The sequence below is a fragment of the Kitasatospora xanthocidica genome (assembly GCF_014656195.1).
GTDB lineage: Bacteria > Actinomycetota > Actinomycetes > Streptomycetales > Streptomycetaceae > Kitasatospora > Kitasatospora xanthocidica.
In genome coordinates, this window is the sequence record NZ_BNBY01000055.1 from 1 (window position 1) to 26,242 (window position 26,242).

The window sequence follows — 26,242 nt, forward strand, 5'->3', positions numbered from 1 at the left end:
ATCTCCCCGCCCCATCCGATGAGCCTGACATCAGGACGGATGACCTTCTAAAACACGCCCTAGTATGCTCCACTGAAGTTCTACAGCGGTGTAAAAGTTTAGCGACGGGCCCCGGCCGGATCGGCTCCGGCCCCGGGCCGTGCGGACCCGCCGCCCCGCGGGGGGATCCGTGGCAACTGTGGAGGATGACGACGTGTCTGGCCGCAAGGGTTCCCCCGACGCCGAGATTTCACCGAACCGGACGGGCGGACGCCGGGCGGCAGGCCGAAAGGGAGCCCCCGGACCGGGCGAACAGAGTGGACAGGGCGAAGGCCGCATAGCGAACGACCGTCCGGCCGACAACCACCCGACCGGCGACCGCCCGTCGAGCCGGGCCAAGAAGAAGCCCAAACGCAGCACCAAGCAGAAGGTGCTCTGGGCGACGGCCGGCTGCACCGCGTTCCTGGTCCTCGCCGGCGGCGCCCTCTACTACCGCTTCGACAGCAACATCAGCACCTTCGACGGCGACGCCGTCAGCAAGGACCGTCCGGAGGCCGCGGCCCCGGACGCCCAGGGCCGGACCCCGGTCAACGTCCTGCTGATCGGCTCCGACAGTCGGGGCAACGGCAACAACGACCTGGGCGGCGGCGGGGACGGCGGCGCCCGCTCGGACACCGCGATCCTGCTGCACGTCTACGCCGACCACAAGCACGCCGTCGGCATCTCCGTCCCCCGCGACACCCTGGTCTCCATCCCGCCGTGCAAGCTGCCCAACGGCACGTGGACCAAGGCGCAGAACAACGTGATGTTCAACAGCGCCTTCTCGGTCGGCGACACCGACCAGGGCAACCCGGCCTGCACCCAGAACGCCGTCGAGAAGCTGACCAACCTGCGCGTGGACCACACCATCGTGGTGGACTTCAACGGCTTCGCCTCGATGACCAAGGCCGTCGGCGGCGTCGAGGTCTGCCTGCCGAACGACATCCACGAGGGGGACCTCAACCCCAACCTGGGCCGCAAGGGCAAGCTGCTCTTCGCCAAGGGCAAGCAGAAGGTGGAGGGCCAGGCCGCGCTCGACTACGTCCGGGTCCGCCACGGCATCGGCGACGGCTCCGACATCGGCCGCACCAAGCGCCAGCAGGCCTTCCTGTCCTCCCTCATCAAGGAGGTCAAGTCCCGCGGCATGGACCCGACCACCCTGCTGCCGCTCGCCGACGCGGCCACCAAGTCGCTGACCGTCGACCCCGGCCTCGGCTCGGCCGCCAAACTGCTCGACTTCGCCATGTCCCTCAAGAACGTGGACCTGCACGACGTCAAGTTCCTCACCGCCCCCTGGCGTTACGAGGGCCCGCGGGTCGCCCTGGTCCACCCCGACGTGGACCAGCTCTGGGCCGCGCTCAAGGCCGACCGCACCATCGACGGCCAGGACGCGAGCGCCCCCGCCGCCGGGGCCACGTCCACCCCGACCGCGACCCCGGACGCCAAGGCCCCGGAGACCAGGGCCCCCGACGCCAAGGCCCCCGACGCCAAGAACGCCGAGGTCAAGGTCGCCGTGCTCAACGGAACCGGCGAGAACGGGCTCGGCGGCAAGGCCGCGGAGGCCGTCAAGGGCGCCGGCTACACCGTCACCACCGTCGGCAACGCGGCCGGGAAGTCCCGCGGCAGCACCGTCGTCGAGTACGGCGCGGGCGAGCGCGGCTCCGCCGAGGCGGTCGCCAAGCTGTTCCCCGGGGCGACCGTCCAGCCCGGCGGACGCGGCGTCAGCGTCGTCCTGGGCCACGACTTCGCGGCCGCCAACCCGACGACCGCCGCCGCCCCGGCCGCCGGCGCCACCCCGGCCCCGCTGCCCACCAGCGTCAGCGGCACCGCCCGCTCGGCCGACGACGACCCCTGCGCCAACGTCTCGTACGGCTGAGCCACCGCCCGTCCCCCGGCGAAACGGCGGGGCGCCCCGGGACCGGTGGTCCGGGGGCGCCCCGCCGCCGTACGTGTCCGGGAGGGGTCAGCGTCTCGTCCCGCAGGACGGGCAGAACGCGGCGCCGTCCGGGACGTCCTGGTGACAGCCGGTGCACTGGACGGCCTGCGCCAGCCGGAACCCGCAGCCCGGGCAGAACGGCGTGCCGTGCGTCTCGGTGTGGCACTGCGGACAGACCAGCTGGCGCTGCGCGTTGACGTCGAACCCGGCGCCCGACTCCTGCCCGGCCTTGTAGGCGCGCTCGGTGACCGAGTCGTTGAGGCCGCGGTGCTGCGCCGCCACCGCCTCGGCCGCGGTGTCCGGGGCGCAGCTGAAGCAGAGGCCCTGCGCCGGGTTGAAGCAGCGGCCGCAGACGTAATGGGTGCACCGGGCGCAACGGTTGAAGTGCGTCTGGGCGTTGGTGATCGCACGCTGGAACGCGGCGTCCCGTGCGGTGCCCCAGGTGTGGCCGGCCAGGCCGTCGGCGGCGTTGCTGATGGTGCCGGCGCTGCCGCCGATGAGGTTCCAGGCCGCGCTGACGCCCTTGCCGATCCAACCGGCCACCTGGCCGGTGCGGAACGCCTCGAACGGCGAGCGCCAGGTGTCCGAGCAGCGGTAGCAGTAGAACTCGAACTGGAAGCCCGCGCCGGTGCCGTGCTGCTCGCACAGGTCGCGGTGGTTGCTGCTGAAGTAGATCTCCGAAGTCACGTCGTCCCCGGTCGCTGAGGTGGGATGTCGGCGGTCGCTCGCAGGGACGACGGGATTCGCCGAACGGTTCCGGCGAAAGATCCCGGTTCGCCGCTCAGAGCCCGGAGACCGGGAGCAGCAACACCCGCTCGGGGTCGAACCGTTCCCAGCACGCGGGCCGCCCGCTGCGGCCCACCCGCAGCCGGCACCAGGGCCGGCCGGCCGCGTCCTGCCACCAGCCGCTGATCCGGCCGAGTGCCCAGGTGCCGTCGCCGAGGTCCACCTCGACCGGCTGGTAGACCCACCGGACGTCGCGCTCCGCGGGGTCCGCCGGGGCGGTGGGGAGCATTGGGACCACGGGAACCGATGGGGCCGTGGGAATCGATGGGGCTGTGGGAATCGATGGGGCCGTGGGAACCATTGGGACCATGGTGACCGTCGGGTCCTTCTCCGGTGCCCCGGCACGCCGGGGACCGCACTGACTCTCCATCACGGCTCCGCCTCCCGACCCGGCCCGGGCCGCTCCGGCCACCCGGTGCGGGGTGGCCGGAACGGCCGGGGGTGCAGCTCACCCATTGGACTCTACAGGCGTGTAGAGAACGGTGGGAGGGGTTCCACAGAAGCCGGTCGGGCCGATCCTCGAGACCGGCCCGGTACGACGTGTCGGTCAGCCCCGGTACGACGGCTCCGGCCGGCCCCGCTCTCCGGTCAGCCCCCGCACGACGGTGCCGGTCAGCCCCGGCCGTCCTTGCGGGCCGAGCGCCGACGCCGCCACAGCGCCACCGGCACGACCCCGGCCAGCGCCAGCGCCGCCGGGGCGGGCGGTGCCTCGGCCGGGGAGCCGGCGGCCCCGGACGGCACCTTGTCGAAGGTGTCCGGCACCGGCAGCGTGGACCAGTCCGACAGCGGCCACGCCACCACGAACGCCCGGCCGACCACGTTGTCCACCGGCACGAAGCCGTCGCCGGTCTCGTTGTGGTGCCAGCGGGAGTCCCGCGAGTTGTTGCGGTGGTCGCCCATCACCCAGAGCTTGCCCTTGGGCACGGTGATGGTGCCGACCGGGTCGTTGTCGCAGGGCGTCGAGCCGGGGAACAGGTACGGCTCGTCCAGGGCGACGCCGTTCACCTTCACCGGACCGCCCGCCTCGCACTGCACGGTGTCCCCGCCGACCGCGATCACCCGCTTGATCAGGTCCTTCTCGTCCGCCGAGGGCATCAGGCCGACGGTGCTCAGCGCCTTCTGGACGGTGCCCATGAAGTCGTCGCCGGCCGCCACCGGCGTGCCCTCCAGCCAGCCGCCCGGATCCTTGAAGACCACCACCTCCCCGCGCTCCGGCTCGGCGCCGAACCACGGGGTGAGCTTGTCGACCAGCACCCGGTCACCGATCGCCAGGGTCTTCTCCATCGAACCGGAGGGGATGGAGAACGCCTGCACGAAGAAGGTCTTGATGCCGAGCGAGAGCAGCAGGGCGATCACCAGCAGGATCGGCAGCTCCTGCCAGAACGGGCGCTTCTTCCGAGGACGCTTCGCCTGCGCGTCCGACTCCCGCCCCGCGCCCGGGGCAGAGGCCGAACCCGGGGCCCCGCCCGTACCCTCCGGCGGGACCGTACCCGTGGCCGTCACCGGTCCCGACGCCGCGGCCGCTCCCGTGCCGGTGGCCGCGCCCGCCCGGCCGCCGCCGGCCGCGCCGCGTTCCCCGGCTCCGTCGCTCTCGCCGGACTCCGCGCTCTGCTGCACACTCATGTTCTCGGCCCCTCCCGACGGCCCGACGGGAGTCTCGACGAAGACCCCCTGTCAGGAACGAACCTACCGAACAGAGGTTCCCGGCCGCGCCCTGACGTGCATGCGCTCGCCCTGCGGGCCGAACAGGCTCAGGAACTCCACCGGCTGCGGGCCGGCGTTGCCGAAGGCGTGCGGGGTCCGGGTGTCGAACTCGGCGGCCTCGCCGGCTGTCAGCACCAGGTCGCGCGATCCGAGCACCAGCCGCAGCCGCCCGGACAGCACGTACAGCCACTCGTAGCCCTCGTGGACCTTCAACTCCGGCTCGGGCTCGGTGTTCCGGCCCGGCGGCACGATGTGCTTGAAGGCGTGCATCCCGCCGAGGTGGCGGGTGAGCGGGATGATCGTCTGGCCGTGCCTGGTCACCGGGCGCGGGTGGATCCGCGGGTCGCCGGTGGCCGGGGCGCCGACCAGCTCGTCCAGCGGCACCCGGTACTCCCGGGCCAGCGGCAGCAGCAGCTCCAGGGTCGGCTTGCGCTGCCCGGACTCCAGCCGGGACAGGGTGCTGAGCGAGATGCCCGTCGCGGCGGCCAGTTTGGCGAGCGTCGTGCCACGCTCCCGGCGCAGGGCCCGCAGCCGGGGGCCCACCGTGGTGAGGACGTTCTCGAACTCTTCGTCGGCCATGCCTGCCATTTGCCGCTACGGCAAGGGCGATTGTCAATCCGGCACCCGGGTGAGCCCCCGCCTGCGGGGACCTGAAGACGCCCCCGAGGACCGGCCGGCTACCGGTACTCGCGCAGCCGCGGCCGCACCCCGGCCGCCGTGAGGCCGAGCGCCACCGCCAGCGCGCCCGCCGCCAACGCCGCCGTGGTGCCGTCCAGATCGCCGTCGGTCGCGGCGACCGCCCGGTCCATCGCCGTGGCGTTGATCGCGATGGTGTCCCCGATCGCGTCGCCGAGCTGTTCGAAGTCGTAGTTGGACTGCCCCTTCGAGAGCCCGGTGTTGAGCGTGACCGCCTCCTTGAGCTTCCCCGCGCCGCGCAGCTCGCGGATCCTGCGGTCGGTGGTCTGGTACTGCTGGAAGGTGTCCAGCACGCGCTCGGCCGCCTCCCGCTCGCCCGCGAAGGTGACGTTGCGCAGCTCGCTGCCGAGGTAGCCGCCGAAGGGGACCGCCGCGTGGTCGGCGCGGTGCCGCCGGGCGGCGTCGGCCAGCCGGGCGTCGTAGTCCGCCAGGGTGGCGCCGTCGATGCGGGCGATCGCCTGGGTCTGCTCCAGGAAGGCCTGCTCGTACGCGACGGCGCGGGCCGGGTCGATCAGGTAGCGGCTCTCGTCGGCGTTCATGTCGTACGCGACGGCGCGGGCCCGGCTGAGCGCGATCACCGAGTCGTAGGCGTTGCGCTTGGCGGTGACCAGGTGGTCCTCGGCCCGGCCCACCAGGTTCAGTCCGGTCACCAGGACCGCGCCGGTGAGCAGCGTGACGGCGGCCAGCGCCGGGTTGACCACCCGGCGGTAGCGCACGGCGAGGAGGCGCTGGAGCCCGAACAGCACGACGAGGGCGAGCAAGCCGACGGCGAGCAGCCACCACCGGCCGCTGCCCAGGTCGTCGCGCTGCTGCTGGTAGACGCGTTCGACGGAGGCGTCGTTGGCGACGGTGACCTGGTCGGCGGCGGGCAGCAGTTGCCGGCGCAGCAGGTCGGTGGCCTGCCGGTAGGTCTCCAGCGCGGCCTGCGATGGCTGCCCGGCAGGGGACCCGGCCTGTTCCTCCAGCAGCTGCGCCCGGGCCACCAGGGCCTCGTAGCTGCCGAGCCGGCCGAGCACCAGCTGGACGGCGCGCTGTCCGGCCGGGTCGTCGGCCGCCGCCTGGGCGGCCTGCTGCAGGTCGTCGTCGGCCTGGGCACGGCGTCGTTCGTAGGTGTCCAGGGTCTGCTCGCGCAGCGCGGTGTAGTCGGGATCCGCGCCGACCAGCAGCAGGTTGGCGGCCTGGGCGTCCATGTCGCTGAGCGCGAAGTACAGGTCGGCGGCGCGGGTGGCCTGCGGGGCCGCCCGGTGGCCGATGGTGTCGGTGCCGTCGCGGGCCCCGACGAGCACGGCGGTGGCGGTGGCGCCGAGGCCGAGCAGGGCGGCCAGGCTCAGCGCGGTGAGGCCGCGCACCAGCCGCGGGGTGGTCCGGTGCGCCCGGCTGCCGAGCCTGCGGACTCCCCGCGCCAGGCGGGCCGACGGGCTCGGCGGGGCGGGTTCCGCCGTCTCCGGTGAGCCGTCCTCCGTCGACGTGCTCGCCCTGTGCTCTGTGGAGGTCGCCATGACCGTACGTCCCTTTCCCCCGTGGCACGGTCCGCCGAGGCCCGGGACGCACCCGCCGACCCCGGACCGCAGAACCGTTTCTTCCGCCGCGCGACGCTAGCGCCGCACCCCCCACGGCGAGGCGCCCCTGACGCCTCCTTGACGCCACGGAGCACCGTTCTTGACGCGTCCCTAGCGCGGGCATCGCTCCACGGACCGGTCGCGGGGCGCGCCCGTACGTGCGCGTGCTCGGCACGGCGGTCCGGAGCGGGCGTCAACAGTGGCCGGGCGGACCGGTGTTCAGCCAGGTGGAGAGACGTGAAGCGGTGACGGAGGTCCGCGCGCGCCACTACGCTACGTGTCATGACGACTTCGGAGAAGGCCCTGGGGCGGGGCACGGCTGTGGTGATCGGCGGCGGGCTGGCCGGGCTGGCGGCGGCGTGGGCGCTGCGAGGCCGCGCCGACCGGATCATCGTGGTGGAGCGGGACCATTACCCGGCGGAGGCGGTGTTCCGGGCCGGGGTGCCGCAGGGCCGGCACGCGCACCTGGTGCTGGAGGCCGGGCACCGGCTGCTGGAGGAGATGATGCCCGGGATCAAGCAGGAGCTGACGTCCGCGGGTGCGCGCCAGGTGGCCATCTCGGAGGTCAGGTGGCTCAGTTCCGCCGGGTGGATGGCCGAGTACGCGGCGGAGATGTCCTTCCTCTCCTGCACCCGGCCGGTGCTGGACAAGCTCGTCCTGGACCGGGTCCGCACCGCCCCCTCGATCGAGTTCCTGGAGAGCACCGACGTGGTCGGCCTGCTCGGGTCGGCCGGCGTGGTGCGCGGGGTCAAGGTGCGTGAGCGCGGCCCGGAGCGCGGCGAAGTGCGCGAGATCCCGGCCGAGTTGGTGGTCGACGCGGCGGGCCGCTCGACCTCGGTGCCGAAGTGGCTGGCGGAGCTGGGCTGCCGCCCGGCACCCGAGGAGCGGGTGGACGCGGGCGTCGCGTACTCCTCGCGCCTGTTCCACCGCCCGGCCGGCGTCGACCTCGGCGCCCAGGCGGTCTACCTGCAGACCAAGGCCCCGGACGCGCCGCGGATGGGCGTGCTGCTGCCGGTCGAGGGGGACCGCTGGATCGTCAGCCTCGCCGGGATGCGCGGCGCCGAGCCGGAACCCGGCGAGGAGGGGTTCACCAAGCACCTGGCCGGGCTGCGCGACCCGCTGCTCCGCGAGGCGCTGCGGGACGCCGAGCCGGCGGGCGAGGTGCGCGGCTTCCTCCCCGGCCCGGGCGTGCGGCGCCACTACGAGCGCGAGTGCCCGGACGGCCTGGTGGTGGTCGGCGACGCCGTGAGCACCTTCAACCCCGTGTACGGCCAGGGGGTCACGGTCGCCCTGTTCTGCGCCCGGGCGCTGCGCCGCACCACGCTGCGGCACGACGGCATCGGGCACGCCGCCGCCCGGGACGCGCGGCGCGCCATCGCGGCCGCGTCCAAGGACCCGTGGGTGATGTCCTGCGCCGAGGACGCCCGTTTCGCCACCACCACCGGCGCGCCGGCCGGGGCGCTGCTCACGCTCCAGCACCGCTTCCTGGACAAGGTGCTGGTCGGCGCCACCCGCAACCCGGTGGTCACGAAGGCGTTCCACGAGGTGCTGTCCCTGGTGGAACCGCCCTCGCTGCTGTTCCGGCCGTCGGTGCTCGGCGCCGTCCTGCGGGGCTGATCCGAGCAGACCCGGCCCGACCTGGCCCGCCCCCGACCCCGGGCGACGGAGCGGGTGCACCCGTAATTCGTGTGCGCCCGCTCCGGCCGCCCGTTACCCTGGCCCCCATGTCCACGCCCCGAATCTCCTAGCTGACGGACCCGCCTCCACGCCACCCGTGTGTCCGCCAGTCGTTTCGGAGCGTTACCCCATGATCACCACCCTCGGTGTCGACGTGCGCGTCGGCGCCCGTCTGCTGCTGTCCGACGTCACCCTGCACATCGCCCCCGGCGACCGGATCGGCCTGGTCGGCCGCAACGGCGCCGGCAAGACCACCCTGCTCGCCACCCTCGCCGGACAGCTGGCGCCGGCCGCCGGTACGGTCACCCGGACCGGAGCGGTCGGCTACCTCCCGCAGGACTCCCGCGCCGCCGACCCGGCCGCCACCGTCACCGACCGCATCCTGTCCGCCCGCGGCCTGGACGCCGCCGTGCGCGCGCTGCGCGCCGCCGAGCAGGCGATGGCCCTGGCCGGCTCGGCGGAGGAGGAACGCCGGGCGATGGCCGCGTACGCGCGGGCCGAGGCCGGTTTCCAAGCCCGGGGCGGCTACGCCGCCGAGGCCGAGGCCGCCCGGGTCGCCGCCGGGCTCGGGCTGCCCGCCCGGGTCATGGACGCACCCGTCGGCACCCTCTCCGGCGGTCAGCGCCGCCGCGTCGAACTGGCCCGCATCCTGTTCGCCGACCACGGCACCCTGCTGCTGGACGAGCCCACCAACCACCTCGACGCCGACTCCGTCGCCTGGCTGCGCGGCTTCCTCTCCACCCACCGGGGCGGGCTGGTGCTGATCAGCCACGACCTCGGACTGCTGGCGGAGACCGTCAACCGGGTCTTCCACCTGGACCCGCAGCGCGCCGCGATCGACGTCCACAACACCGGCTGGCAGGCCTACCTCACCCAGCGGGCGGCCGACGAGCGCCGCCGCACCCGGGAGCGGGCCAACGCCGAGCGCAAGGCCGCCTCGCTGCACGCCCAGGCCGACCGGATGCGGGCCAACGTCGCCACCGCGACCACCGCACGCAGCATGGCCCGCCGCGCCGACCGGATGCTCGCCGGGCTCGAACCCGTCCGGCAGGCCGAACGCACCGCCCGGATCCGGCTGCCCGAGCCCGCACCCTGCGGCCGGATGCCGCTCGGCGCGGTCGACCTCGCCAAGTCCTACGGCGGCCGGCCGGTGCTGGCCGGCCTCGACCTGGCCGTGGACCGGGGCAGCCGACTGGTCGTGCTCGGCCTCAACGGCGCCGGCAAGACCACCCTGCTGCGGATCCTGGCCGGGCACGAGACCCCGGACTCCGGCCGGGTCGTCCCCGGTCCGGGGCTGCGGCTCGGATACTTCGCCCAGGAGCACGACACCCTCGACCCGGCCCGCAGCGTCCGCGACAACCTCGCCCAGGCCGCGCCCGGCCTCGACGACGGCGAACTCCGGCACGTGCTGGGCGCGTTCCTCTTCCGCGGCGACGACGCCGACAAGCCCGCCGGCGTCCTCTCCGGCGGCGAGAAGACCCGTCTCGCGCTGGCCGCCCTGGTCCACTCCGGAGCGAACGTCCTGCTGCTGGACGAGCCCACCAACAACCTGGACCCGGCCTCCCGCACCGAGGTCCTCGGCGCGGTCGGCACCTACCCGGGCGCGATCGTGATGGTCACCCACGACCCGGACGCCATCACGGCCCTCCGCCCGGACCGCGTCCTGCTCCTGCCGGACGGCGACGAGGACCTCTGGCACGACTCCTACCTGGACCTGGTCACCCAGGCGTAGGCGGCGGCCGCGGCTGCCCGTCCTTCACCGGGCCGGGCAGTCGCTCCGTCCGGCCACCGGGTTACCTCGTCCCGGTGTCCGCGGTCACGGTGTCGGCGCGCTGGGCGTCGAGGAACTCCTCGCGGATCTCCTTCGGCCCGAACGGCCAGGCGCCCTCGGCCTTCGACCAGACCAGGTAGGCGAGGCCGCCGAGGGCGACCCAGGCCAGCGACCACTCGATCGGGTGAACCCCCTCGTTGGCCTTGTCCGCGTAGCCGTAGATGACCAGCCAGCCGATCGCCGCGACGACGCTCGGCAGCGGGTAGAGCACCATCCGGTACGGGCGGGCGAGGCCGGGCTGCCGTCTGCGGAGCACCGTGACGGCCGCGATCTGGGCGAGCGCCTGGACGATCACCATGACGCTGGTCAGCAGGGCGATCAGGATGCTCAGCGGCGGGTGCTCGGCGGAGCTGCCGAGGTGCCGTGCGGCCAGGAACCCCGCGGCGGTGATGCCGCCCATGGCGACCAGGCCGAGGACCGGGAAGCCGTGCCGGGGGTGCAGCTTGGCGAAGGAGCGGAAGAACATCCCGTCGCGGGCGGCGTCGTACGGCACCCGGGAGCCGCCGAGCAGACCGGTGAAGACGGAGGCGAAGGCGGTGATCAGGATCAGCACCGTCACGGCGTCGGCCGCGCCCTTGCCCCAGGTCCGCTCCAGCACCGCGGAGGCGACCGATTTGGAGGCCACGTTCTCCGGGTCGAGCATGTCCTGCCAGTCGACCACGCCGAGCACACCGATCTGCATCAGCAGGTAGATACCCATGATCGCGGTGATCGAGAAGATGATGGCGCGCGGCATGACCCGGCCCGGGTTCCTGATCTCGGCGCCCAGGTAGGAGGCGGTGTTGTACCCGAGGTAGTCGTAGATGCCGATGGTCAGACCGGCGGCGAAGCCGATCCAGAACCGGCCGTGGGTGAGCTCGACGGCGTGGGCGGGCCAGGTGAAGGCCAGCGAGGGGTGGAAGTCGGTGAAGGAGGCGAGGATCACCGCACCGACCGAGACGATCATCACGACCCACATGCCGACCGTGATCGCGCCGATGGACTCGATCCGGCGCCACAGCAACAGCACCACCAGGGCGAGCACCGCGACGCCGACGACGTCCCCCTGGCCCGTCGTCATGTGCGGCCACAGGTAGGCCAGGTACTGCACCAGGCCCTGCACGCCGGTGGACATGATCAGCGGGATGAAGAGCATCGCCGTCCAGACGAACAGGAACGGCATCAGCCGCCCGGTGCGGTACTGGAAGGCCTCCCGCAGGTAGACGTAGGTCCCGCCGGCCCCGGGCAGCGAGGCGCCGAGTTCGGCCCAGACCAGGCCGTCGACCAGGGCGAGCAGCGCGCCCGCGATCCAGCCGACGACGGCCTGCGGACCGCCGAACGCGGCGACCATCAGCGGGATCGTCACGAAGGGGCCGATGCCGCACATCTGGCTCATGTTGATCGCGGTGGCCTGGAAGAGGCCGATTCTCCGGGCGAGTCCTGAGGACACAGGTGGCTCCAGGGTGTGGGGGGCGGAGCGAAGAACTGCGGAGCGGAGCGGGGAGGAGCGGGGAGGAGCGGGGAGGACGGGAGATGGGGAGGACGGGAGATGGGGAGGACGGGAGATGGGGAGGACGGGAGATGGGGAGCGGGGATCAAGTTAAGGAAGGTAACTTAATCCGTCAAGGGAGTGCGCAAGGTTCGCCGTCTCTCCGGTCCGGCCTCGGACCTGCGCCGGACAGGGCCTCCCTCGGCGCGTCCGGCCGTGTCGGCCCCGGTTCGGGCGAGGGCGTTGCGTACGGTCGACCGCACCGCCGCCGAACCGCGGCCGGCGACCGTACGCCATCCCCCGAAGGAGACCGACAGCGGTGCAACGCAAGTGGTGGACGCTGATCGCGGTCTCGGTCGCGACGTTCATGCTGCTGCTCGACATCACGGTGGTCAATGTCGCCCTCCCGTCCATCCGCAAGGACCTGGGCGCGAGCTTCACCGACCTGCAGTGGGTGTTCGACGCCTACGCCCTCTCGCTGGCCGCCCTGGTGCTGACGGCCGGTTCGCTGGCCGACCGGCTCGGGCGCCGCCGGGCCTTCGCCGCGGGGCTGGTGATCTTCTCCGGCGCCTCGCTGCTCTGCGCACTGGCGCCGAGCCCGCTCTTCCTCAACGTCTCCCGCGCCGTGCAGGGGGTGGGCGGCGCGGTGATGTTCGCGGTCTCACTCGCCCTGGTCGCCCAGGAGTTCCCGCCCGGCCGCGAGCGCGGCACCGCGATGGGCATCTACGGGGCGACCATCGGGATGGCCGTCGCCGTAGGACCACTGATCGGCGGGGCGCTCACGGACTCGCTCGGCTGGGAGTGGATCTTCTACGTCAACGTGCCGATCGGGGCCGCCGCCCTGGCCGTCACCTACCTCAAGCTGGCGGAGAGCCGCGACCCGAACGCCACCCGGATCGACTGGGCCGGGGTCGCGGCCTTCAGCACCGGCCTGTTCCTGCTGGTGCTCGCCCTGGTACGGGGCAACACCGAGGGCTGGGGAAGCCCGCTGATCGTGGGGCTGTTCACCGCCGCCGCCGTCCTCCTGATCGTCTTCGTGCTGGTCGAACTCCGTGTCCCGGAGCCGATGCTGCCGCTCGGGCTGTTCCGCCTGCACGCGTTCACCGGTGTGCAGCTGGCCGCGTTCGCGGTCTCCAGTTCCCTGTTCGCGCTCTTCCTCTACCTGACCCTGTACCTGCAGAACTACCTCGGGCTCTCCCCGTTCGCGGCCGGCGTGCGGTACCTGCCGATCACGGTGCTGAGCTTCTTCGTGGCACCGGTGGCCGGGGCCCTGCTCTCCAGGGTGCCGGCGCGGCTGATGCTCTGCGTCGGCCTGATCGCCGTCGGCGCGGGCATGCTCCTGATGGGCGACGTCCAGCCCGGGGACACCTGGACCGGCCTGCTGGCCGGGTTCCTGGTCGGCGGCGCGGGCGTCGGCCTGATCAACCCGGTGATCGCCGACGTCGCGGTGAGCGTGGTGCCCAAGGAGAGGAGCGGCATGGCGGCGGGCATCAACGACACCTTCCGGCAGGTAGGCATCGCGGTCGGCATCGCCGTCTGGGGGGCGATCTTCGTCGGCCGGGGCGCCCACAAGGTCCGCGAATTGACGGCGGGCACGCCGATCGCGGAGGGGGCCCGTCCGCGCGAGCTGATCGAGGCCGCCTCCTCCGGCAGCCTGCCGCAGGCACTCGCCGCACTCCCCGAGCCGGCCCGGGCGGCGGCCGAGGCGGCCGCCCGGGCCGGCTTCCTGGACGGCCTCAACATCGTGCTGCTGCTCGGCGGGGTGGTCAGTCTCGTGGGCGCCGCCCTCGCGCTCTGGCTGGTCCGGGAGGACCAGATCGACCGCCAGGAGGCCTGAGGCCGCGACGGCGCCTCGGCTGCGGTGCCCTGGGGCGCTCCCCCCGGGTCTCGACGGTTCAGTCGCTACGGCTCCGGCTACGGCTTCCGCTACGGCATCGGCTTCCGCTACGGCTTCGGCTTCGGCTTCCGCGCCTCGATCAGGAACCGTGCCGAGTGGGCCACGAACGGCCCCTCGGCACGGATCCGCGCGTCCAGCTCGCGCAGCCGGTCGAGGTGCGCGGTCACGGTGAAGCCCGGGACCATCCAGATCACCTTGCGCAGGAAGTACACCACCGCGCCGATGTCGCGGAACTCCATCCGCAGCCGCTCGGAGCGAAGGTCGACCACCTCCAGCCCCGCCTCCCGGGCCTCGGCGCTCTCGACATCGGGGCGGCGGCCCTCCCGGGCCTCCGGCAGCGGACCGAGGAAGTACTCGACCAGCTCGAACACGGAGGCCGGTCCCACGTGCTGGGCGAAGTAGCTGCCGCCGGGCCGCAGCACCCGGGCGATCTCCGTCCACCACGCCCGTACCGGGTGCCGGCTGCTGACGAGTTCGAAGGCCTCGTCGGCGAACGGCAGCGGCGGCTCGTCCTGGTCCGCCACGACCAGTGCGCCCAGCGGGTGGAGCAGCCGCGTCGCGCGGGCGAGATTCGGCGGCCAGGACTCGGTGGCCGCCACCACGGGCGGGAGCCAACCCCGCGGCTCCGCCAGCCGCAGGGCACCGGCCAGCACCTCGCCGCCGCCGGTCTGGATGTCCAGGGCCGACGCCACCGTGGCCAGCCGCTCGGACAGCAACCGCTGGTAGCCCCAGGACGGGCGTTCCTCGGTGGCCCGGCCGTCCAGCCAGGAGAAGTCCCAGCCGTCCACGGACACGGCCTCGGCCTCGGCGATCAGCTCTTCGAAGGTGCGCATGCCCGCATCATCCCGGCGGTGGCACCGTACGGCCACCGGATTCCGTGCCGCGTGGGAGGCCGGCGGGCGCCGTGCCGGGCCCGTGGCGCAGCACCAGCCCGGCCCTCAGCTCCGTGCTCCCGGCGGCCCGGCGGCCCGGCGGCCCGTCGCAGCTCGCCCTGGAACCAGGAGACGACGTCCCGGTCCCACCAGGACCCTTGGGGCATTTCGACCGGCTGCTCCACCCGTCCGCCCTCCCCTGGGCTCTCCTGGTTCCCGGCTGCCGGCTCTCGGCTTTCCGGCTGCCCGGCCGCCCGGCTCGACGATGCGACCGGTGGATTCCCGCCCCCTCGCCCGTGGGCTCCGCGAGGATAGCGGCATGACGAGCTCCCCGATCGCCCGGTTCTACGACGACTTCGCGGCCGGCTACCACCTCCTCTACGCCGACTGGGAGGCCTCCGTCGCCCGTCAGGGCGCCGCGCTGGACACCCTGATCCGCGACCGGCTCGGTGACCGGCCCCGTGACCGCACGGATGACCGGGCCGGTGACCGGCTCCCCGACCGCCCCGGCGACGGCGCCACCGAGGTGCTGGACTGCGCCTGCGGTATCGGCACCCAGGCGATCGGGCTCGCCGGGCTCGGACACCGGGTCACCGGTACCGACCTCAGCCCCGTGGCCGCCGGCCGCGCCGCCGTCGAGGCTGTCCAGCGCGGGCTCCACCTCGCCACCGCGGCCGCCGACATGCGGCAACTGCCCTTTCCGGACGGCCGCTTCGACGTCGTCGTGTGCGCCGACAACGCGCTGCCCCACCTCCTCACCCCCGAGGACGTACTGGCCGCCCTCGGCGAAATGCGCCGCGTCCTGCGCCCGGGCGGCCTGCTGCTGCTCACCACCCGCCCGTACGACGAGCTGCGCCGCAGCCGGCCGTCCGCCACCCCGCCGCAGACCACCGAACGGGACGGGCGACGGTCCGTCGTCTTCCAGCTCTGGCAGTGGCACGAGGACGGCGAGCGGTACGACCTGGAGCTGTTCCAGATGCGGCCGGACGACGCCGGGCAGTGGCAGGTCGACGTCCACCGCTCCACCTACTGGGCCATCACCCAGGCCCAGTTGACCGCCTTCGCCGTGGAGGCGGGCTTCTCCGGGACCGAGTGGAAGCTGCCCGCCGACACCGGGTTCTTCCAGCCCGTCCTGATCGCCCGCGTGCCCTGAGTCCTGCGGGACCGGGCCGCCCCCGCCGGCCCGCCCGGCCGCGCTCGCGCTGTCCTGTCCGTTCCTGCCACATCGGCTACGTCCAGCCGGACACCCTTCCGCTGTACGAACTGTTCGGCGCGGGGGTCCTGGAGCGCGTGCGGGACGGACGGCCGCGGGGCCGGTGATAAATCGGTTGCGAACCGACCACGCGCTGTGAAAGCGTACGAACAACCGTGCAGGACCAGCGCGTTCAGGAAGGGAGGCCCGCCATGACCAGCGGCATACCATCGGCAGCTGTGCCGGGCCTCGTGCTCGGTGACACCCCGGCTCGCGCTTCGACGCGTGAGCCGCACCCGGCCTGACGTCCTCCGGTAACCCGGCCTGTTGTTCCGGCGACGTCACTGCTCGGCGCAGCTGCTGCTCACCTCCTCGTCGAAGTGCTCTTCGTGCCCCCCGCACGTTCGACCACGAGGAGCCCCGGTGTCCGACACCCACCGGCCCATCACCACCGCCCCGTTCGCTCTCTCCGCCCTGCCCGCCACCTGGCACAGCGAGAACGGCACGCCCCCACCACGCCGTCTGATCGCCGCCGACGACTCCCTGCGCGCCGAGGCCGCCTACCGGCTCGCCTGCGAGGGCACCGCCCTGCTCTGGCAGGGCGCCTACCCCGACGCGCTCCGCCTCCTGCACGCCATGCGCCGCCGCGCCGAGCGGCCCCGACCCCGATCCGTCCCCGACTCCCCGGCCGAGGCCTTCCGCAGGCACCGCCGCGAGCGCGCCCGCCAGGCGCGTGTCCTCGGCATGCTGTTGGTGCCGCTCGACACGGACCACCGCGTCAGGCTCGACCGGGCACCCGACGTCCGCGAGGCCGGTCTGGCAGCCTACGGACCGCTCCTTGACAACAGAATCGTGTCCCTGCGCGAGCTCCTCGGGGTGATCGGCGCCCACCAGTGGCGCGTCCGGGGCGTCGAGGTCCCCGCACTCGGCGCCCGCATCCACCCCCACTACGGGGTCTTCGCCCCGGTCCGCGGCGAGTACGTCGACCTCGTCGCCAGGGCACCGCTGCCACCGGCCGCCCTCACCCACCCCACCGCCCACGACCTCGGCACCGGCACCGGCGTGCTCGCCGCCGTCCTCGCCCGGCGCGGCCTCCGCCGGGTCCTGGCCACCGACACCAACCCCAGGGCGCTCGCCTGCGCCCGCGACAACGCCCGCCGACTGGGTGTCGCCGACCGCATCGAGACCGCCGGTACCACCCTCTACCCACCGGGCGCCGACCGGACCGCCCTGGTCGTCTGCAATCCCCCGTGGCTCCCCGGCCGGCCCGCCTCCCCCCTCGACCAGGGCGTGTACGACCGGGACAACCGGATGCTCCACGGCTTCCTCGACGGCCTGGCCGACCGTTTGCTGCCCGGCGGCGAGGGCTGGCTCATCCTCTCCGACCTGGCCGAACACCTCGGGCTGCGCACCCGCGCCGACCTCCTCTGCGCGGTCTCCCGGGCCGGCCTGCGCGTCACCGGCCGCCTCGACACCAGGCCCCGTCACCCACGGGCCACCGCCACCGACCTATCGAACCCCCTCCACCACGCCCGCGCCGGCGAGGTCACCTCGCTCTGGCGGCTCGCGCCCGCGTAGCACCCCGCCACCCGCCGCACACACCGCGGAGCCGACCGTCCCACCTGTGGGCGCACGCCCCGCGGGACCCAGCCCGGTCCGGCACCTCGCTTCCCCGGGCAGCTCCGCGCCAACGTACCTAGCCTGGTGGTAGGAGGCGATGGACATGCTTGGAGACGCACCCCTGATAGCCATCATCCCAGCTGCCGATCTGGCCCGCGCGAAGGCGTTCTACACCGACACCCTCGGCCTGAAGCTCACCGACGAGAAGCCCCAGGAGCTCACCTTCCAATGCGGCAGCACTGAGTTCGGCGTCTATGAGACACCCAGCGGCGGCCAGGCCGCCCACACGCTCGCCAGCTTCAAGGTCGCCGACCTCGACAGCGAGATGGAAGCGCTACGCAGCCGCGGCGTCACGTTCGAGGACTACGACTTCCCCGGCCTGACGACCGTGAACGGCATCGCCGAGGCCGACGGCATGCGCGCCGCCTGGTTCAAGGACAGCGAAGGCAACATCCTCTGCGTGAACGAACGCACCACCACGTGACACCCGCCCGCCCTCACCGACATCGCGGCGACCGCGTCCCGCCCGGGCCCACCGACCCGGGCGGGAGGCGGTCAGCAGAAGACCCCGCCCATCGCTGAGCCTGACCCGTCTGACCGGACGTTCCCGGAGAGCCCGGACGTTCCCGGCGTTCCCGGCGGGCCCGGAGAGCCCGCCCTGGTCAGTACAGGCGCTCGGCCTCGGCCGCGCGGGCCCGGAGGGCGGCGGCCTGCTCGTGCTCGCCACGGGCTTCGAGGATCTCCGCCCGGTACTCCATGGCGTACGCGTCGCCCAGGTCCCCGGCGATGGTGAAGGCGCGGAGGGCCTCGGCGGTGAAGCCGCGCTCGCCGAAGGCGACTCCGACCGCGGTGATCGGGAAGGCCTGGTCCTGGGCGTAGATCCGTGGCACCCAGCGCTCGATCGTCGGCCGGTCGTCCTGCTCGAAGGCCAGCCTGACCAGGCCCAGCATGGCGTCGACATCGCCGCGGGTGGCGACCTGCTCCCAGACGAGCCGGGCCTGGTGCCGGTTCCCGGCCGTCTGGTGCAGCGTGCCGAGGTTGAAGCCGGCGACGACGTTCCCGGCCTCCCAGGACCTGGTGTACCAGTGCAGCGCTCCGGCCTGGTCACCCTCCGCGTGCAACGCCGCCCCGTAGTTGGCCATCGCCACCGGCAGGCCCCGCTCGGCGTCTGCCCGGACGGCCGCCAACGACTCCGGGGTGACCCGCCCGTCGGCGTCGAGTTCGATCTCGGCTCCAGGGGCCGCCGCGTCATCGGTCCCCTCGTCCGGCGAGCCGGACGGCGGCCCTACGAGCGGACCGCGGTCCTTGCTCCTGGTGAGGTGAAGGCGGCGAAATATCATGCCGGCGATCTTGCCAGAGCTGCCGGCCGGCCAAGTGACCTGGATGGTTCCTGGAACACGGCACGTCTCACCGTCTGCTCGCAGCACCTGTCGCCGGCAGACGGTGCCCGGGCGCCGGGCTTGTTCACCTCCGTGGCCCGGGCCCCGGGCCGTCCGGAACCGTCGGCGGACGCGTTCACCCGGTCGAGCGCTGGGCGCGGCGGAAGTCGCCCGGGGTACGGCCGGTCTCACGCGTGAAGAACTTGCCGAAGTTGGTGGCCTCGGTGAAGCCGAGCGCACGGCCGATCGCGGCCACCGGCAGGTCCGTGTGGGCGAGCAGCCGCTGCGCCTGCAGGGCGACCCGGGCGTCGGCGAGTTGCTTGGCGGTGCGGCCGGTGACGGTCAGGCAGGCGCGGGTCAGGGTTCGCGGGGAGTAGCCGAGCAGCGCGGCGTAGTCCTCGACGGAGCGGGTGGCCGTGTAGGAGCGCTCCAGCTCGCGCCGGAAGGCGAGGTGGAGCGCCGAGCCGGGAGTGGCCGGGGCGGGGCGGCCCGACGGGTCCGGAAGGCGCGCCATGCGGATCAGCAGTGCGCCGAGGAGCTGGCGCAGCAAGGCCGTGGTCAGCTCCGCGTCGACGGGCGGGGCCGGACCGGTGGTCCGTTCGTCGCGCAGCGTCCGGTATTCGGTGGCCAGTTCGGTCAGGGCGCGGTCGAAGGCGTCGAACTCCTCGGGTGGCAGTGGCCGTGAGACGGGGCCGAAGGCGTCGAGCACGTCGCGGGTCATGGGCAGTGGCGGAGGGAAGTGCCCGGTGAACAGGAGCAGGACGGCGTCGAGGTCGGCGGGGTGGCCGTTCACGTCGGTCGGCAGGCGCTGCACCTGGCCGGGCCGCAGGTGCAGAAGCGTGCCGGGCGTGCACGGGTGCGCGGCGAAATCGACCATCGCGGTGCCCTCGCCGCCGCGCACCAGCAGGAGTTGGTGGAAGTCCAGACGGCTCGGCCGGCGGGCGACCGAGCTCTTCAGACGCCGCTTCAGCGCGCTGTAGGTCAGCACCTCGATCCCGGCGTGGTGCCGGTCGGGGTTGTCGTAGGCGATGTCGATGACATCCCGCTGTCCATTTTCGACCATGTCAGGTCCGGACCTTACCTCGTCCGGCAGACGGCCGCCGGGCCATCGTGGAGTCACGGCCGGACGGCCGGTGCCCGCACCGGGCGCCGCGCCGGAAGGCCGGTCCGGTCACCTCCGTCTCGTGAATTGAGGACCCGTCACATGTCTCCCGTGTCTCCTGTTTCTCCTGTCGTCACCGATCCCGCCGAGCTGCCGGTCCTGTTCCAGGACGCCCTGAACGCCGGGGACGTCGACGGCGTGCTGGCCCTGTTCGCCCCCGGCGCGGGCATGCGCACGGTCACGGGCGAGCAGATCACCGGCTCCGAGGCGCTGCGCGCGGAGATCGGCGGGACCGTCACCGCCCGCGGCAGGCTGACGAACGTCTCTCGGCTCGCCCTGGTCGGCGCGGACACCGCCCTCCTGGTCACCGACTGGACCCTGGAGGTCGACGGACCCGGCGGGGGCCGGCTCGCTCCGACCGGCACCACCGCCAACGTCGCCCGCCGTGGCGCCGACGGCGGCTGGCGCTTCACCCTGCTCAACCCGCTCGGCACCGCCTGAGTCGGCACCGCCTGAGTCGGCACCGCCTGAGTCTGCGGTGGGCGGGTCCGCCCGCCGCGGGGGCCCGCCGTAGCATGACCCGACTGCGCGTGGAACGAGGACAGGGGCGGGGAATGGCCGGGAACGGCGGACTGTGGCTGATGATGATCGCGGGCGTCGGCGTGTTGGTCGCCGCGGCACGCAGCACCGTCGGGCACGTCCGTGCCCGCAAGGGTACGAAGGTCCTCGGCCGTGTGCTCGGCTGCTCCCGGGAGCCCGCGGGCAGGGGCCGGTCCGCCTGGCGGGGAGCCGTCCGCTTCCACGACCCGGAGGGCGGGGACTGGCGCGAGGCACAGGTGTACCTCGCGCGGCCCTGCCCGCCGGGCAGCGAGGTGGTGCTCTGCTACCCGCCGGACCGTCCGGACCGGGTCCGGGTGTTCGCCGGGATGGTGAACTGGAAGACGCCGGTCCTGGGGTCCCTCGTCGGCACGGTCTTCATCCTCGTCCCCCTGCTCATCATGACCGGGGTGATCCCCACCTCGCCGGTTCCCCCGCGCTGACGGACCGGGCGGGTCTCAGCCCACCAGGTGGTCGGCGAGGAAGGCGACGCTGCGGGCGACCAGCGGTTCGATGTCGGCGCCGACGAAGATGTGGTCCGCACCGGGGACGGTGACCAGTTCGACGCTGGTGTGGGGCCGGAGGAGGTCCGCGAGGAGTTCGCTCTGGCTGTGCGGGACGACCTGGTCCGCCGTGCCGTGGATGATCAGGAAGGGCGGGCCGGCGTGGTCCGCGTAGGTGCTGGGGCTGGCGGCGCGGACCAGCTCAGGCCGTTCGTCGGGTTCCCCGCCGATCAGGGCGGTCATCGGGTTGCCGATCGGGGGCAGGGCCAGGACGGCGGGGAACGCGGCGGCGGCCGACACGAGGTCGGCGGGGCCGTACCAGTCGACGACCGCGCGGAGGGAACCGCTGTCGGCGGCGGTGACGCCCTCCTGGCCGTCGAGGTCGATGCCGTCCGTGGTCACGGGCGGGGCGAGTGCGGCGAGTACGGCGAGGTGGGCGCCGGCCGACTCTCCCCAGAGGGCGAGGCGAGCCGGGTCGAGGCCGAGGTCGTCGGCGAAGTGGCGCAGGTAACGGATCGCGGCGCGGACGTCGTGGAGCTGCGCGGGGAAGGTGGCTTCGAGGCTGTGCCGGTAGTCGATGGTGGCCACGGCGAGGCCCGCGTCGGTGAGGGAGCCGAAGAGGAGTTCGGCGGGGAGGGTGGGCGGCGGGTAGCGGCGGTCGCCGTCGGCCCAGCCGCCGCCGTGGATCCAGACGACGACGGGCCACGGCCCCCCGGTGGCGGGCAGGTGGAGGTCGAGCAGGCGGGGGCGGTAGCCGGGGGTCCTGGCGTAGGTGACGCCTTCGTGGCGGCGGACACCGTTCGCGGCGACCGCGGGCGCCGGCGGCGGCAGGAACGGCGGCGGCAGGAGCGGGGCCCCGGCCTGGACCGCGGATTCGTCGGACATCGGGTCTCTCCTCATCTGACGTGGGGCCTCTTCAGGGTTTCTCGGATCGTCGCTCCCCGCTCGGAGGGAGGCGGCATCGAGGGCAGGCGTGTCGTACCTTCCCGGACACCGCGCCGGGCACCGTGCCGACGCCGTGCGGGCCGCGGCCCCGGACGCTGCGCCGGACACCATGCCGACACCGCACCGGACGCCGCCGATCAGAGGGCGGCCCACGGGAGGACGCCGCGGCGCGCGATGCGGCCGAGCCAGCGGGCGGAGGGCTTGGGGACGCGGAGGAAGGTCGTGGGGTCGACGGCGATCAGGCCGAAGGTGGGGCGGTAGGAGCCCCATTCATAGGTGTCGAGGGCGCTCCGGTGCAGGTAGCCACGGATGTCGAGGCCGTCGGCGAGCGCCTGCGCCAGGTCGTCCAGCGCGTGGCGGGCGTAGGAGACACGGCGGTCGTCGTCGCGGGTGGCGATGCCGTTCTCGGTGACAATGATCGGGACGTCGCCGACCACGTCGGCGGTGTGGCGCAGCGCCTCGCCCAGCGCTCCCGGGTAGAACTCCCAACCGGTGAGGGTGCGTTCTGCCTCCTCGGGTACGGGGAGCGGGCCGTCGTGGCCGATGCGGGTACGGGTGTAGGCCTGGACGCCGATCCAGTCGTCGGCTCGGGCGGCCTCCAGGAAGACGTCCTCGCGCGGTCGGCGGTAGGCGTCCGCGACGGTCTCCGCCCCCGGAACGGCTTGGTAGACCTGGTTGGCCACCGACCAGCCGACCTGGATCTCCGGCGAGATCGCCTTCACCGCGAGGACGGCGGCCCGATGGGCCTCGATGAGTGCGGCGACCAGGTCCGGATCGGGCAGCGGCAGCCCGGGCGGCGGATGCTCGCCCCAGGTGGCGGTGGGTGATCCGAGGGCGGCGAGGATGTTGGGTTCGTTGATGGTGCACACGTGCCGCACGCCCTCGCCGATGACCGGGGCGGTCGCGGCCACGTAGCGGGCGAAGCGCTCGGCGGCGTCCGGGGCCAGCCAGCCGCCGCGTTCGGCGAACCAGCGCGGCAAGGTGAAGTGGTGCAGGGTGACCATCGGCCGCAGTCCCCGTTCCAGCGCCCCCTCGACCATGCGGCGGTAGTGGGCGAGGGCAGCCCGGGAGAAGTGGCCCGCCGCGGGCTCGATGCGCGCCCACTCGATGCTGAACCGGTAGTCGGTGAAGCCGAGTTCGGCGAGCAGGTCCATGTCGACGGGCCAGCGGTGGTAGCTGTCGGCGGCGTCACCGCTGGGCTCGGCGGGTGAGCCGTCGCGGTGTTCCAGCTGCCACCAGTCGCTGTTGGTGTTGCCGCCCTCGGTCTGGTGGGCGGAGGTGGAGGCTCCGAAGAGGAATTCGTCCGGGAACGGCATGCCTGCGGCGTTGGCGAACATGAGAGGGCCTTTCGGGGGGCGAGGGAGGGCGTTGGGGCCCGGTCAGCGGCGTGCGGTCCGTGGCGCGTCGCTCAGCGCACGCGGCGGATCGGCCCGATGCACAGGGCTCCGGCGACCGCGCTCAGAGCCGCGACGGCGAAGAGCGCGCGGAAGCCGAAGGCGGGCACGACGGCGAGGGCGATCAGCGGGGCGGCGATCTGCGGAGCGGTGTTGGCGAGGTTGAGGATGCCGAGGTCCTTGGCGCGGTGCGCGTGGTCGGGCAGGACCTCGGCCATCAGGGCCTGGTCGACGGCGATGTAGGCGCCGTAGCCGAGACCGCCGACGGCCATGAAGGCGTAGTACGCCCACAGCGACGGGGCGAGGGCCAGGGGCAGCACCGCAGCGCCCATGATCAGCGAGGCGGCGATCACGAGGGCCTTGCGCCGTCCCCACCGGTCGGAGAGCGGGCCGGAGACCGCGATGGCGGCGACGGAGGCGATCGCGGTGACGAGGCCCCCCGTGGCGATCGCCCGCCCGGCGGCCGGGGTGTCCAGGTGCAGGTAGTCGGTGAGGGTGTAGAGCTGGTACAGCAGCACGATCGCCAGACTCAGGATGCCGAGGAAACGGCCGACCAGGGCCCGGGCGAAGTCCGCGTCGGCCGGTGGCAGGAGGGATCGCAGGAAGCGTGCCGGGGAGAACCGCTCCCGGGGCTGGTCCCGGTTGGAGCGTTCGGGGGCGAGGGCGAAGACCAGGACGGCGGCCGCGGCGAGGGTCCACGGCAGCCAGCGCAGCCCGGAGGCGGGGACGGCGAGGAAGAAGCCGGCCACCACACCGCCGAGGCTCTGCGCGAGGAGTTGGCCGGCGCCGACGTACGAGGACGCCTTGCCCAGGTCGGCCCGGCCGACCCGGTCCGGGAGGATCGCGATCAGTGGGCCGAGGAAGGCGTTCAGCGCGATCTGGAACACCAGCCATTCCGCCACCAGCGCGGCGAACCCGTGGGCGAGCGACATCGCGCCGAGCGATGCGGCCGCGACGAGGCCACCGCCGAGGATCCACGGGTTCCGACGGCCGAAGCGGGAGCGGGTGCGGTCGGAGAGCGTGCCGAACACGATGTTGGCGAGCATCGCGGCCACGGCTCCGATGCCGCTCAGGGCGGCGTAGTCGGCGAGTTTCGCGTGGTCGTCGAGCCGGGAGAGCAGGGCCTGGATCAGGGTCGCGCCGGCGGCGGCCGGCAGCAGCCAGCCGAAGTGCGCCAGGAGCAGGACGGGCCCGAGGCGGTGGATCCGCGAGGGCTGTGACGCCTCCGAGGTGATCCTCGTGGCTTCGAGCACGACCGTAGGGGCTGACAGGGGGAGATCGGACATCGCCAGGCTCCTTCACTGCACTGGTGATGGGGGGTGCGGGGCGGGTGTGGGCACCGCCCGGTCCTGCCACCGTACGATCCAAAACTTAGCGAAGCAAGGTTTTCAAAGAACAGGCCCTAGAGTGATCGGGTGACTACACGCGGCCGCCGGGGCCCCTACGCGAAGAGCGCGGCGAAACGACAGCTGATCCTCGATGCCGCGCTGGCGGCCTACGCGGAGGCAGGCACCCGGGGCGTGTCGGTGAAGGACATCGCCGAGCGGGCGGGGCTGACGGACGCGGGCGTGCTGCACCACTTCGGCAGCCGCGAGGCCCTGCTCACCGCCGTCCTCGAAGCCCGGGACATCGCCGCCGCCGAACGCTACGGCAGCGACCGTGAGGCGCTCTGGAACCCGGAGATGCTGACGGACAACGCCGCCACGCCGGGCCTGGTCAAGCTCTTCGTGGACCTGGCGGCGGCGGCCGCCGAGCCGGAGCACCCGGCGCACGAGTTCTTCACCGAGCGGTACCGGATCCTGCGGCAACGCCTGTCCGATGCGATCACGGCCGAGACGTCCGCCTCCGAGGCGATGACGTCCGACGCGTCCACGGCGGGCCGAGCCGCGACCGAACCCGCGCCGGCCGGACCGGACGACCGTGCCGACTGGGCGGCCCGCATCCTGCTCGCCGCCACGGACGGCCTGCAACTCCAGTGGCTCCTCGACCCCTCGATCGACATGGCCGCCGACCTCGCCCGGCTCCGCGACGCGCTGCTGCCGGTCCTCGGCGGTCCGACCGCTCCTGGCGAGGGCGGGCCGCCCGCGCAGCCGTGAGCCGTCGTCCTGATCGCCGGTGCTCGGAAGGGGCCGATCCGGTCCCGAGCGCGCAGACCGTCCGGACGTGATCACCCAGGTCCGGCCGCGATACGCTCGCCCCCGGCACGAGACGGAGGAATGGCGATGAGCACGCACGAGCGGTGGACGCGGCTGCTGGAGATCCTGGGCGAGCAGGGCCGGATCGAGGTCGCGGAGGCCGCGGAGCTGCTGGGCGTCTCCCTGGCCACGGTCCGCCGCGACATGGAGGAGCTGGCCCGCCAGCAGCTGCTCACCCGCACGCGGGGTGGCGCGGTGCTGAGCGGAGTCGCGTACGATCTTCCGCTGCGCTACAAGACCGCGCGTCAGGCGGACGAGAAGCACCGGATCGCCCGGGCCGCGGCGGGCCTGGTCCGGCCGGGGGCGGTGGTCGGCCTGAACGGCGGCACGACGACGTCGGAGGTCGCCCGCGAGCTCGCCACCCGGGCCGACCTCGCCGACCACCCCCACGGCACCGCGCTGACCGTGGTCACCAACGCCATCAACATCGCCCATGAGCTGGCCGTCCGGCCCTATGTGAAGACCGTGGTCACCGGCGGCGTGGCCCGGCCCAGCTCGTACGAACTGACCGGGCCACTGGCCACCACGCTGCTCCAGGGGCTCTCGCTGGACTACGCGATCCTCGGGGTGAACGCGTTCGACCCGAAGTACGGCGCCACCGCCCACGACGAGGGCGAGGCCAGCGCAAACCGGGCGATGGCCGAGCGGGCGGAGAAGGTGATCGTGGTCGCCGACTCCACCAAGCTCGGCCACCGGGCCTTCGCCCAGGTCTGCGCCACCAGCGAGATCGCGGTCCTGGTCACCGACAAGGGCGCCCCGGACGAGCTGGTCGAGCAGCTCGGCGGGCAGGGCGTCGAGGTCCTGCGCGCCTAAGGCGTGTCTGACAAATGATCATCTGGCCGGTTCGCGGAGCCAGAGGATCAGGGAGGCC

Annotated in this window: 23 protein-coding genes; 11 read left to right on the forward strand and 12 right to left on the reverse strand. The window is 73.4% G+C overall.

What is annotated here, in order from left to right; genetic code table 11:
* The first annotated feature begins 193 nt into the window (after positions 1-193).
* Positions 194-1,894 carry an LCP family protein gene (locus IE332_RS39870; RefSeq protein ID WP_373313964.1) on the forward strand — a complete coding sequence of 567 codons (1,701 nt, stop codon included), beginning with the start codon at positions 194-196 and terminating at the stop codon, positions 1,892-1,894.
* Positions 1,895-1,981: 87 nt separating this feature from the next.
* Here the strand turns inward: IE332_RS39870 and IE332_RS39875 are convergent, their stop codons facing one another.
* From IE332_RS39875 to IE332_RS39895, 5 genes are all read right to left on the reverse strand, one after another.
* The gene (locus tag IE332_RS39875; protein ID WP_189926660.1) at positions 1,982-2,641 is read right to left on the reverse strand and encodes a double zinc ribbon domain-containing protein; all 660 of its coding nucleotides are present in this window, start codon (positions 2,639-2,641) and stop codon (positions 1,982-1,984) included.
* Positions 2,642-2,735: 94 nt separating this feature from the next.
* Complete coding sequence (locus IE332_RS39880) at positions 2,736-2,969, reverse strand: hypothetical protein (RefSeq protein WP_189926662.1); 234 nt, start codon at positions 2,967-2,969, stop codon at positions 2,736-2,738.
* A 383-nt stretch (positions 2,970-3,352) separates the two neighbouring features.
* Entirely contained in the window at positions 3,353-4,363 is a 1,011-nt protein-coding gene (gene lepB, locus IE332_RS39885; RefSeq protein WP_189926670.1) for a signal peptidase I, read from the reverse strand.
* A 63-nt stretch (positions 4,364-4,426) separates the two neighbouring features.
* On the reverse strand, positions 4,427-5,023 hold the full coding sequence (locus tag IE332_RS39890) for a helix-turn-helix domain-containing protein (protein ID WP_189926672.1): 597 nt from the start codon (positions 5,021-5,023) through the stop codon (positions 4,427-4,429).
* Positions 5,024-5,121: 98 nt separating this feature from the next.
* Entirely contained in the window at positions 5,122-6,639 is a 1,518-nt protein-coding gene (locus IE332_RS39895) for a GlnX family signal transduction membrane protein (RefSeq protein ID WP_189926674.1), read from the reverse strand.
* Positions 6,640-6,981: 342 nt separating this feature from the next.
* Here IE332_RS39895 and IE332_RS39900 point away from each other — a divergent pair, with 342 nt between their 5' ends.
* The gene (locus tag IE332_RS39900; protein ID WP_229929308.1) at positions 6,982-8,316 is read left to right on the forward strand and encodes an NAD(P)/FAD-dependent oxidoreductase; all 1,335 of its coding nucleotides are present in this window, start codon (positions 6,982-6,984) and stop codon (positions 8,314-8,316) included.
* Between the two features lie 190 nt (positions 8,317-8,506).
* Positions 8,507-10,108, forward strand: coding sequence for an ABC-F family ATP-binding cassette domain-containing protein (locus IE332_RS39905; RefSeq protein ID WP_189926676.1), 1,602 nt, complete (start codon positions 8,507-8,509; stop codon positions 10,106-10,108).
* 61 nt (positions 10,109-10,169) lie between these two features.
* Here IE332_RS39905 and IE332_RS39910 read toward each other — a convergent pair whose 3' ends face one another.
* A complete protein-coding gene (locus IE332_RS39910) occupies positions 10,170-11,636 on the reverse strand; it encodes an APC family permease (protein ID WP_268256671.1) in 1,467 nt (488 codons plus the stop codon).
* Between the two features lie 358 nt (positions 11,637-11,994).
* Here IE332_RS39910 and IE332_RS39915 point away from each other — a divergent pair, with 358 nt between their 5' ends.
* On the forward strand, positions 11,995-13,512 hold the full coding sequence (locus IE332_RS39915) for an MFS transporter (RefSeq protein WP_229929309.1): 1,518 nt from the start codon (positions 11,995-11,997) through the stop codon (positions 13,510-13,512).
* Positions 13,513-13,619: 107 nt separating this feature from the next.
* Here the strand turns inward: IE332_RS39915 and IE332_RS39920 are convergent, their stop codons facing one another.
* Positions 13,620-14,405, reverse strand: a complete 786-nt coding sequence (locus tag IE332_RS39920; protein WP_189926678.1) for a methyltransferase domain-containing protein — start codon at positions 14,403-14,405, stop codon at positions 13,620-13,622.
* 358 nt (positions 14,406-14,763) lie between these two features.
* Here IE332_RS39920 and IE332_RS39925 point away from each other — a divergent pair, with 358 nt between their 5' ends.
* The 3 genes from IE332_RS39925 to IE332_RS39935 all read left to right on the forward strand — a co-directional run bounded on the left by IE332_RS39925 (position 14,764) and on the right by IE332_RS39935 (position 17,740).
* Positions 14,764-15,597 (forward strand): class I SAM-dependent methyltransferase, encoded by an 834-nt coding sequence (locus IE332_RS39925; protein WP_189926680.1) that lies wholly within the window; start codon positions 14,764-14,766, stop codon positions 15,595-15,597.
* Positions 15,598-16,059: 462 nt separating this feature from the next.
* The gene (locus IE332_RS39930) at positions 16,060-17,214 is read left to right on the forward strand and encodes a methyltransferase (RefSeq protein WP_229929310.1); all 1,155 of its coding nucleotides are present in this window, start codon (positions 16,060-16,062) and stop codon (positions 17,212-17,214) included.
* A 139-nt stretch (positions 17,215-17,353) separates the two neighbouring features.
* Entirely contained in the window at positions 17,354-17,740 is a 387-nt protein-coding gene (locus tag IE332_RS39935; RefSeq protein WP_229929311.1) for a VOC family protein, read from the forward strand.
* A gap of 178 nt (positions 17,741-17,918) precedes the next feature.
* On the opposite strand, the gene IE332_RS39940 is transcribed toward IE332_RS39935, so the two are convergent.
* Positions 17,919-18,596 carry an SEL1-like repeat protein gene (locus IE332_RS39940; RefSeq protein ID WP_189926682.1) on the reverse strand — a complete coding sequence of 226 codons (678 nt, stop codon included), beginning with the start codon at positions 18,594-18,596 and terminating at the stop codon, positions 17,919-17,921.
* Between the two features lie 175 nt (positions 18,597-18,771).
* On the reverse strand, positions 18,772-19,698 hold the full coding sequence (locus IE332_RS39945; RefSeq protein WP_189926684.1) for an AraC family transcriptional regulator: 927 nt from the start codon (positions 19,696-19,698) through the stop codon (positions 18,772-18,774).
* 141 nt (positions 19,699-19,839) lie between these two features.
* Between IE332_RS39945 and IE332_RS39950 the strand changes: the two genes are divergently transcribed.
* Complete coding sequence (locus IE332_RS39950) at positions 19,840-20,238, forward strand: YybH family protein (RefSeq protein WP_189926686.1); 399 nt, start codon at positions 19,840-19,842, stop codon at positions 20,236-20,238.
* Between the two features lie 113 nt (positions 20,239-20,351).
* Positions 20,352-20,777 (forward strand): DUF3592 domain-containing protein, encoded by a 426-nt coding sequence (locus IE332_RS39955; RefSeq protein ID WP_189926688.1) that lies wholly within the window; start codon positions 20,352-20,354, stop codon positions 20,775-20,777.
* Positions 20,778-20,792: 15 nt separating this feature from the next.
* Here the strand turns inward: IE332_RS39955 and IE332_RS39960 are convergent, their stop codons facing one another.
* The 3 genes from IE332_RS39960 to IE332_RS39970 form a co-directional block, all read right to left on the reverse strand.
* Positions 20,793-21,722: an alpha/beta hydrolase gene (locus IE332_RS39960; protein WP_189926690.1), complete on the reverse strand. Its 930-nt coding sequence runs from the start codon at positions 21,720-21,722 to the stop codon at positions 20,793-20,795.
* A gap of 197 nt (positions 21,723-21,919) precedes the next feature.
* Positions 21,920-23,119, reverse strand: coding sequence for a glycoside hydrolase family 1 protein (locus tag IE332_RS39965; RefSeq protein ID WP_189926692.1), 1,200 nt, complete (start codon positions 23,117-23,119; stop codon positions 21,920-21,922).
* Between the two features lie 71 nt (positions 23,120-23,190).
* Positions 23,191-24,462: an MFS transporter gene (locus tag IE332_RS39970; RefSeq protein WP_189926694.1), complete on the reverse strand. Its 1,272-nt coding sequence runs from the start codon at positions 24,460-24,462 to the stop codon at positions 23,191-23,193.
* Between the two features lie 129 nt (positions 24,463-24,591).
* On the opposite strand from IE332_RS39970, the gene IE332_RS39975 reads away from it, so the two are divergent.
* Together IE332_RS39975 and IE332_RS39980 are read left to right on the forward strand one after the other, a co-directional pair.
* A complete protein-coding gene (locus tag IE332_RS39975; protein WP_189926696.1) occupies positions 24,592-25,272 on the forward strand; it encodes a TetR family transcriptional regulator in 681 nt (226 codons plus the stop codon).
* A 126-nt stretch (positions 25,273-25,398) separates the two neighbouring features.
* Positions 25,399-26,184, forward strand: coding sequence for a DeoR/GlpR family DNA-binding transcription regulator (locus tag IE332_RS39980; protein ID WP_189926698.1), 786 nt, complete (start codon positions 25,399-25,401; stop codon positions 26,182-26,184).
* The last annotated feature ends 58 nt before the right edge of the window (positions 26,185-26,242 follow it).

Excerpts from the sequence above, each read along its gene's own strand:
- IE332_RS39970 (WP_189926694.1), bottom strand. The coding sequence starts at position 24,462 with ATGTCCGATCTCCCCCTGTCAGCCCCTACGGTCGTGCTCGAAGCCACG.
- IE332_RS39980 (WP_189926698.1), top strand. The coding sequence starts at position 25,399 with ATGAGCACGCACGAGCGGTGGACGCGGCTGCTGGAGATCCTGGGCGAG.
- lepB (WP_189926670.1), bottom strand. The coding sequence starts at position 4,363 with ATGAGTGTGCAGCAGAGCGCGGAGTCCGGCGAGAGCGACGGAGCCGGG.
- IE332_RS39965 (WP_189926692.1), bottom strand. The coding sequence starts at position 23,119 with ATGTTCGCCAACGCCGCAGGCATGCCGTTCCCGGACGAATTCCTCTTC.
- IE332_RS39895 (WP_189926674.1), bottom strand. The coding sequence starts at position 6,639 with ATGGCGACCTCCACAGAGCACAGGGCGAGCACGTCGACGGAGGACGGC.
- IE332_RS39955 (WP_189926688.1), top strand. The coding sequence starts at position 20,352 with ATGGCCGGGAACGGCGGACTGTGGCTGATGATGATCGCGGGCGTCGGC.
- IE332_RS39935 (WP_229929311.1), top strand. The coding sequence starts at position 17,354 with ATGGACATGCTTGGAGACGCACCCCTGATAGCCATCATCCCAGCTGCC.
- IE332_RS39940 (WP_189926682.1), bottom strand. The coding sequence starts at position 18,596 with ATGATATTTCGCCGCCTTCACCTCACCAGGAGCAAGGACCGCGGTCCG.
- IE332_RS39880 (WP_189926662.1), bottom strand. The coding sequence starts at position 2,969 with ATGCTCCCCACCGCCCCGGCGGACCCCGCGGAGCGCGACGTCCGGTGG.
- IE332_RS39925 (WP_189926680.1), top strand. The coding sequence starts at position 14,764 with ATGACGAGCTCCCCGATCGCCCGGTTCTACGACGACTTCGCGGCCGGC.
- IE332_RS39905 (WP_189926676.1), top strand. The coding sequence starts at position 8,507 with ATGATCACCACCCTCGGTGTCGACGTGCGCGTCGGCGCCCGTCTGCTG.
- IE332_RS39900 (WP_229929308.1), top strand. The coding sequence starts at position 6,982 with ATGACGACTTCGGAGAAGGCCCTGGGGCGGGGCACGGCTGTGGTGATC.
- IE332_RS39960 (WP_189926690.1), bottom strand. The coding sequence starts at position 21,722 with ATGTCCGACGAATCCGCGGTCCAGGCCGGGGCCCCGCTCCTGCCGCCG.
- IE332_RS39945 (WP_189926684.1), bottom strand. The coding sequence starts at position 19,698 with ATGGTCGAAAATGGACAGCGGGATGTCATCGACATCGCCTACGACAAC.
- IE332_RS39950 (WP_189926686.1), top strand. The coding sequence starts at position 19,840 with ATGTCTCCCGTGTCTCCTGTTTCTCCTGTCGTCACCGATCCCGCCGAG.
- IE332_RS39920 (WP_189926678.1), bottom strand. The coding sequence starts at position 14,405 with ATGCGCACCTTCGAAGAGCTGATCGCCGAGGCCGAGGCCGTGTCCGTG.
- IE332_RS39890 (WP_189926672.1), bottom strand. The coding sequence starts at position 5,023 with ATGGCCGACGAAGAGTTCGAGAACGTCCTCACCACGGTGGGCCCCCGG.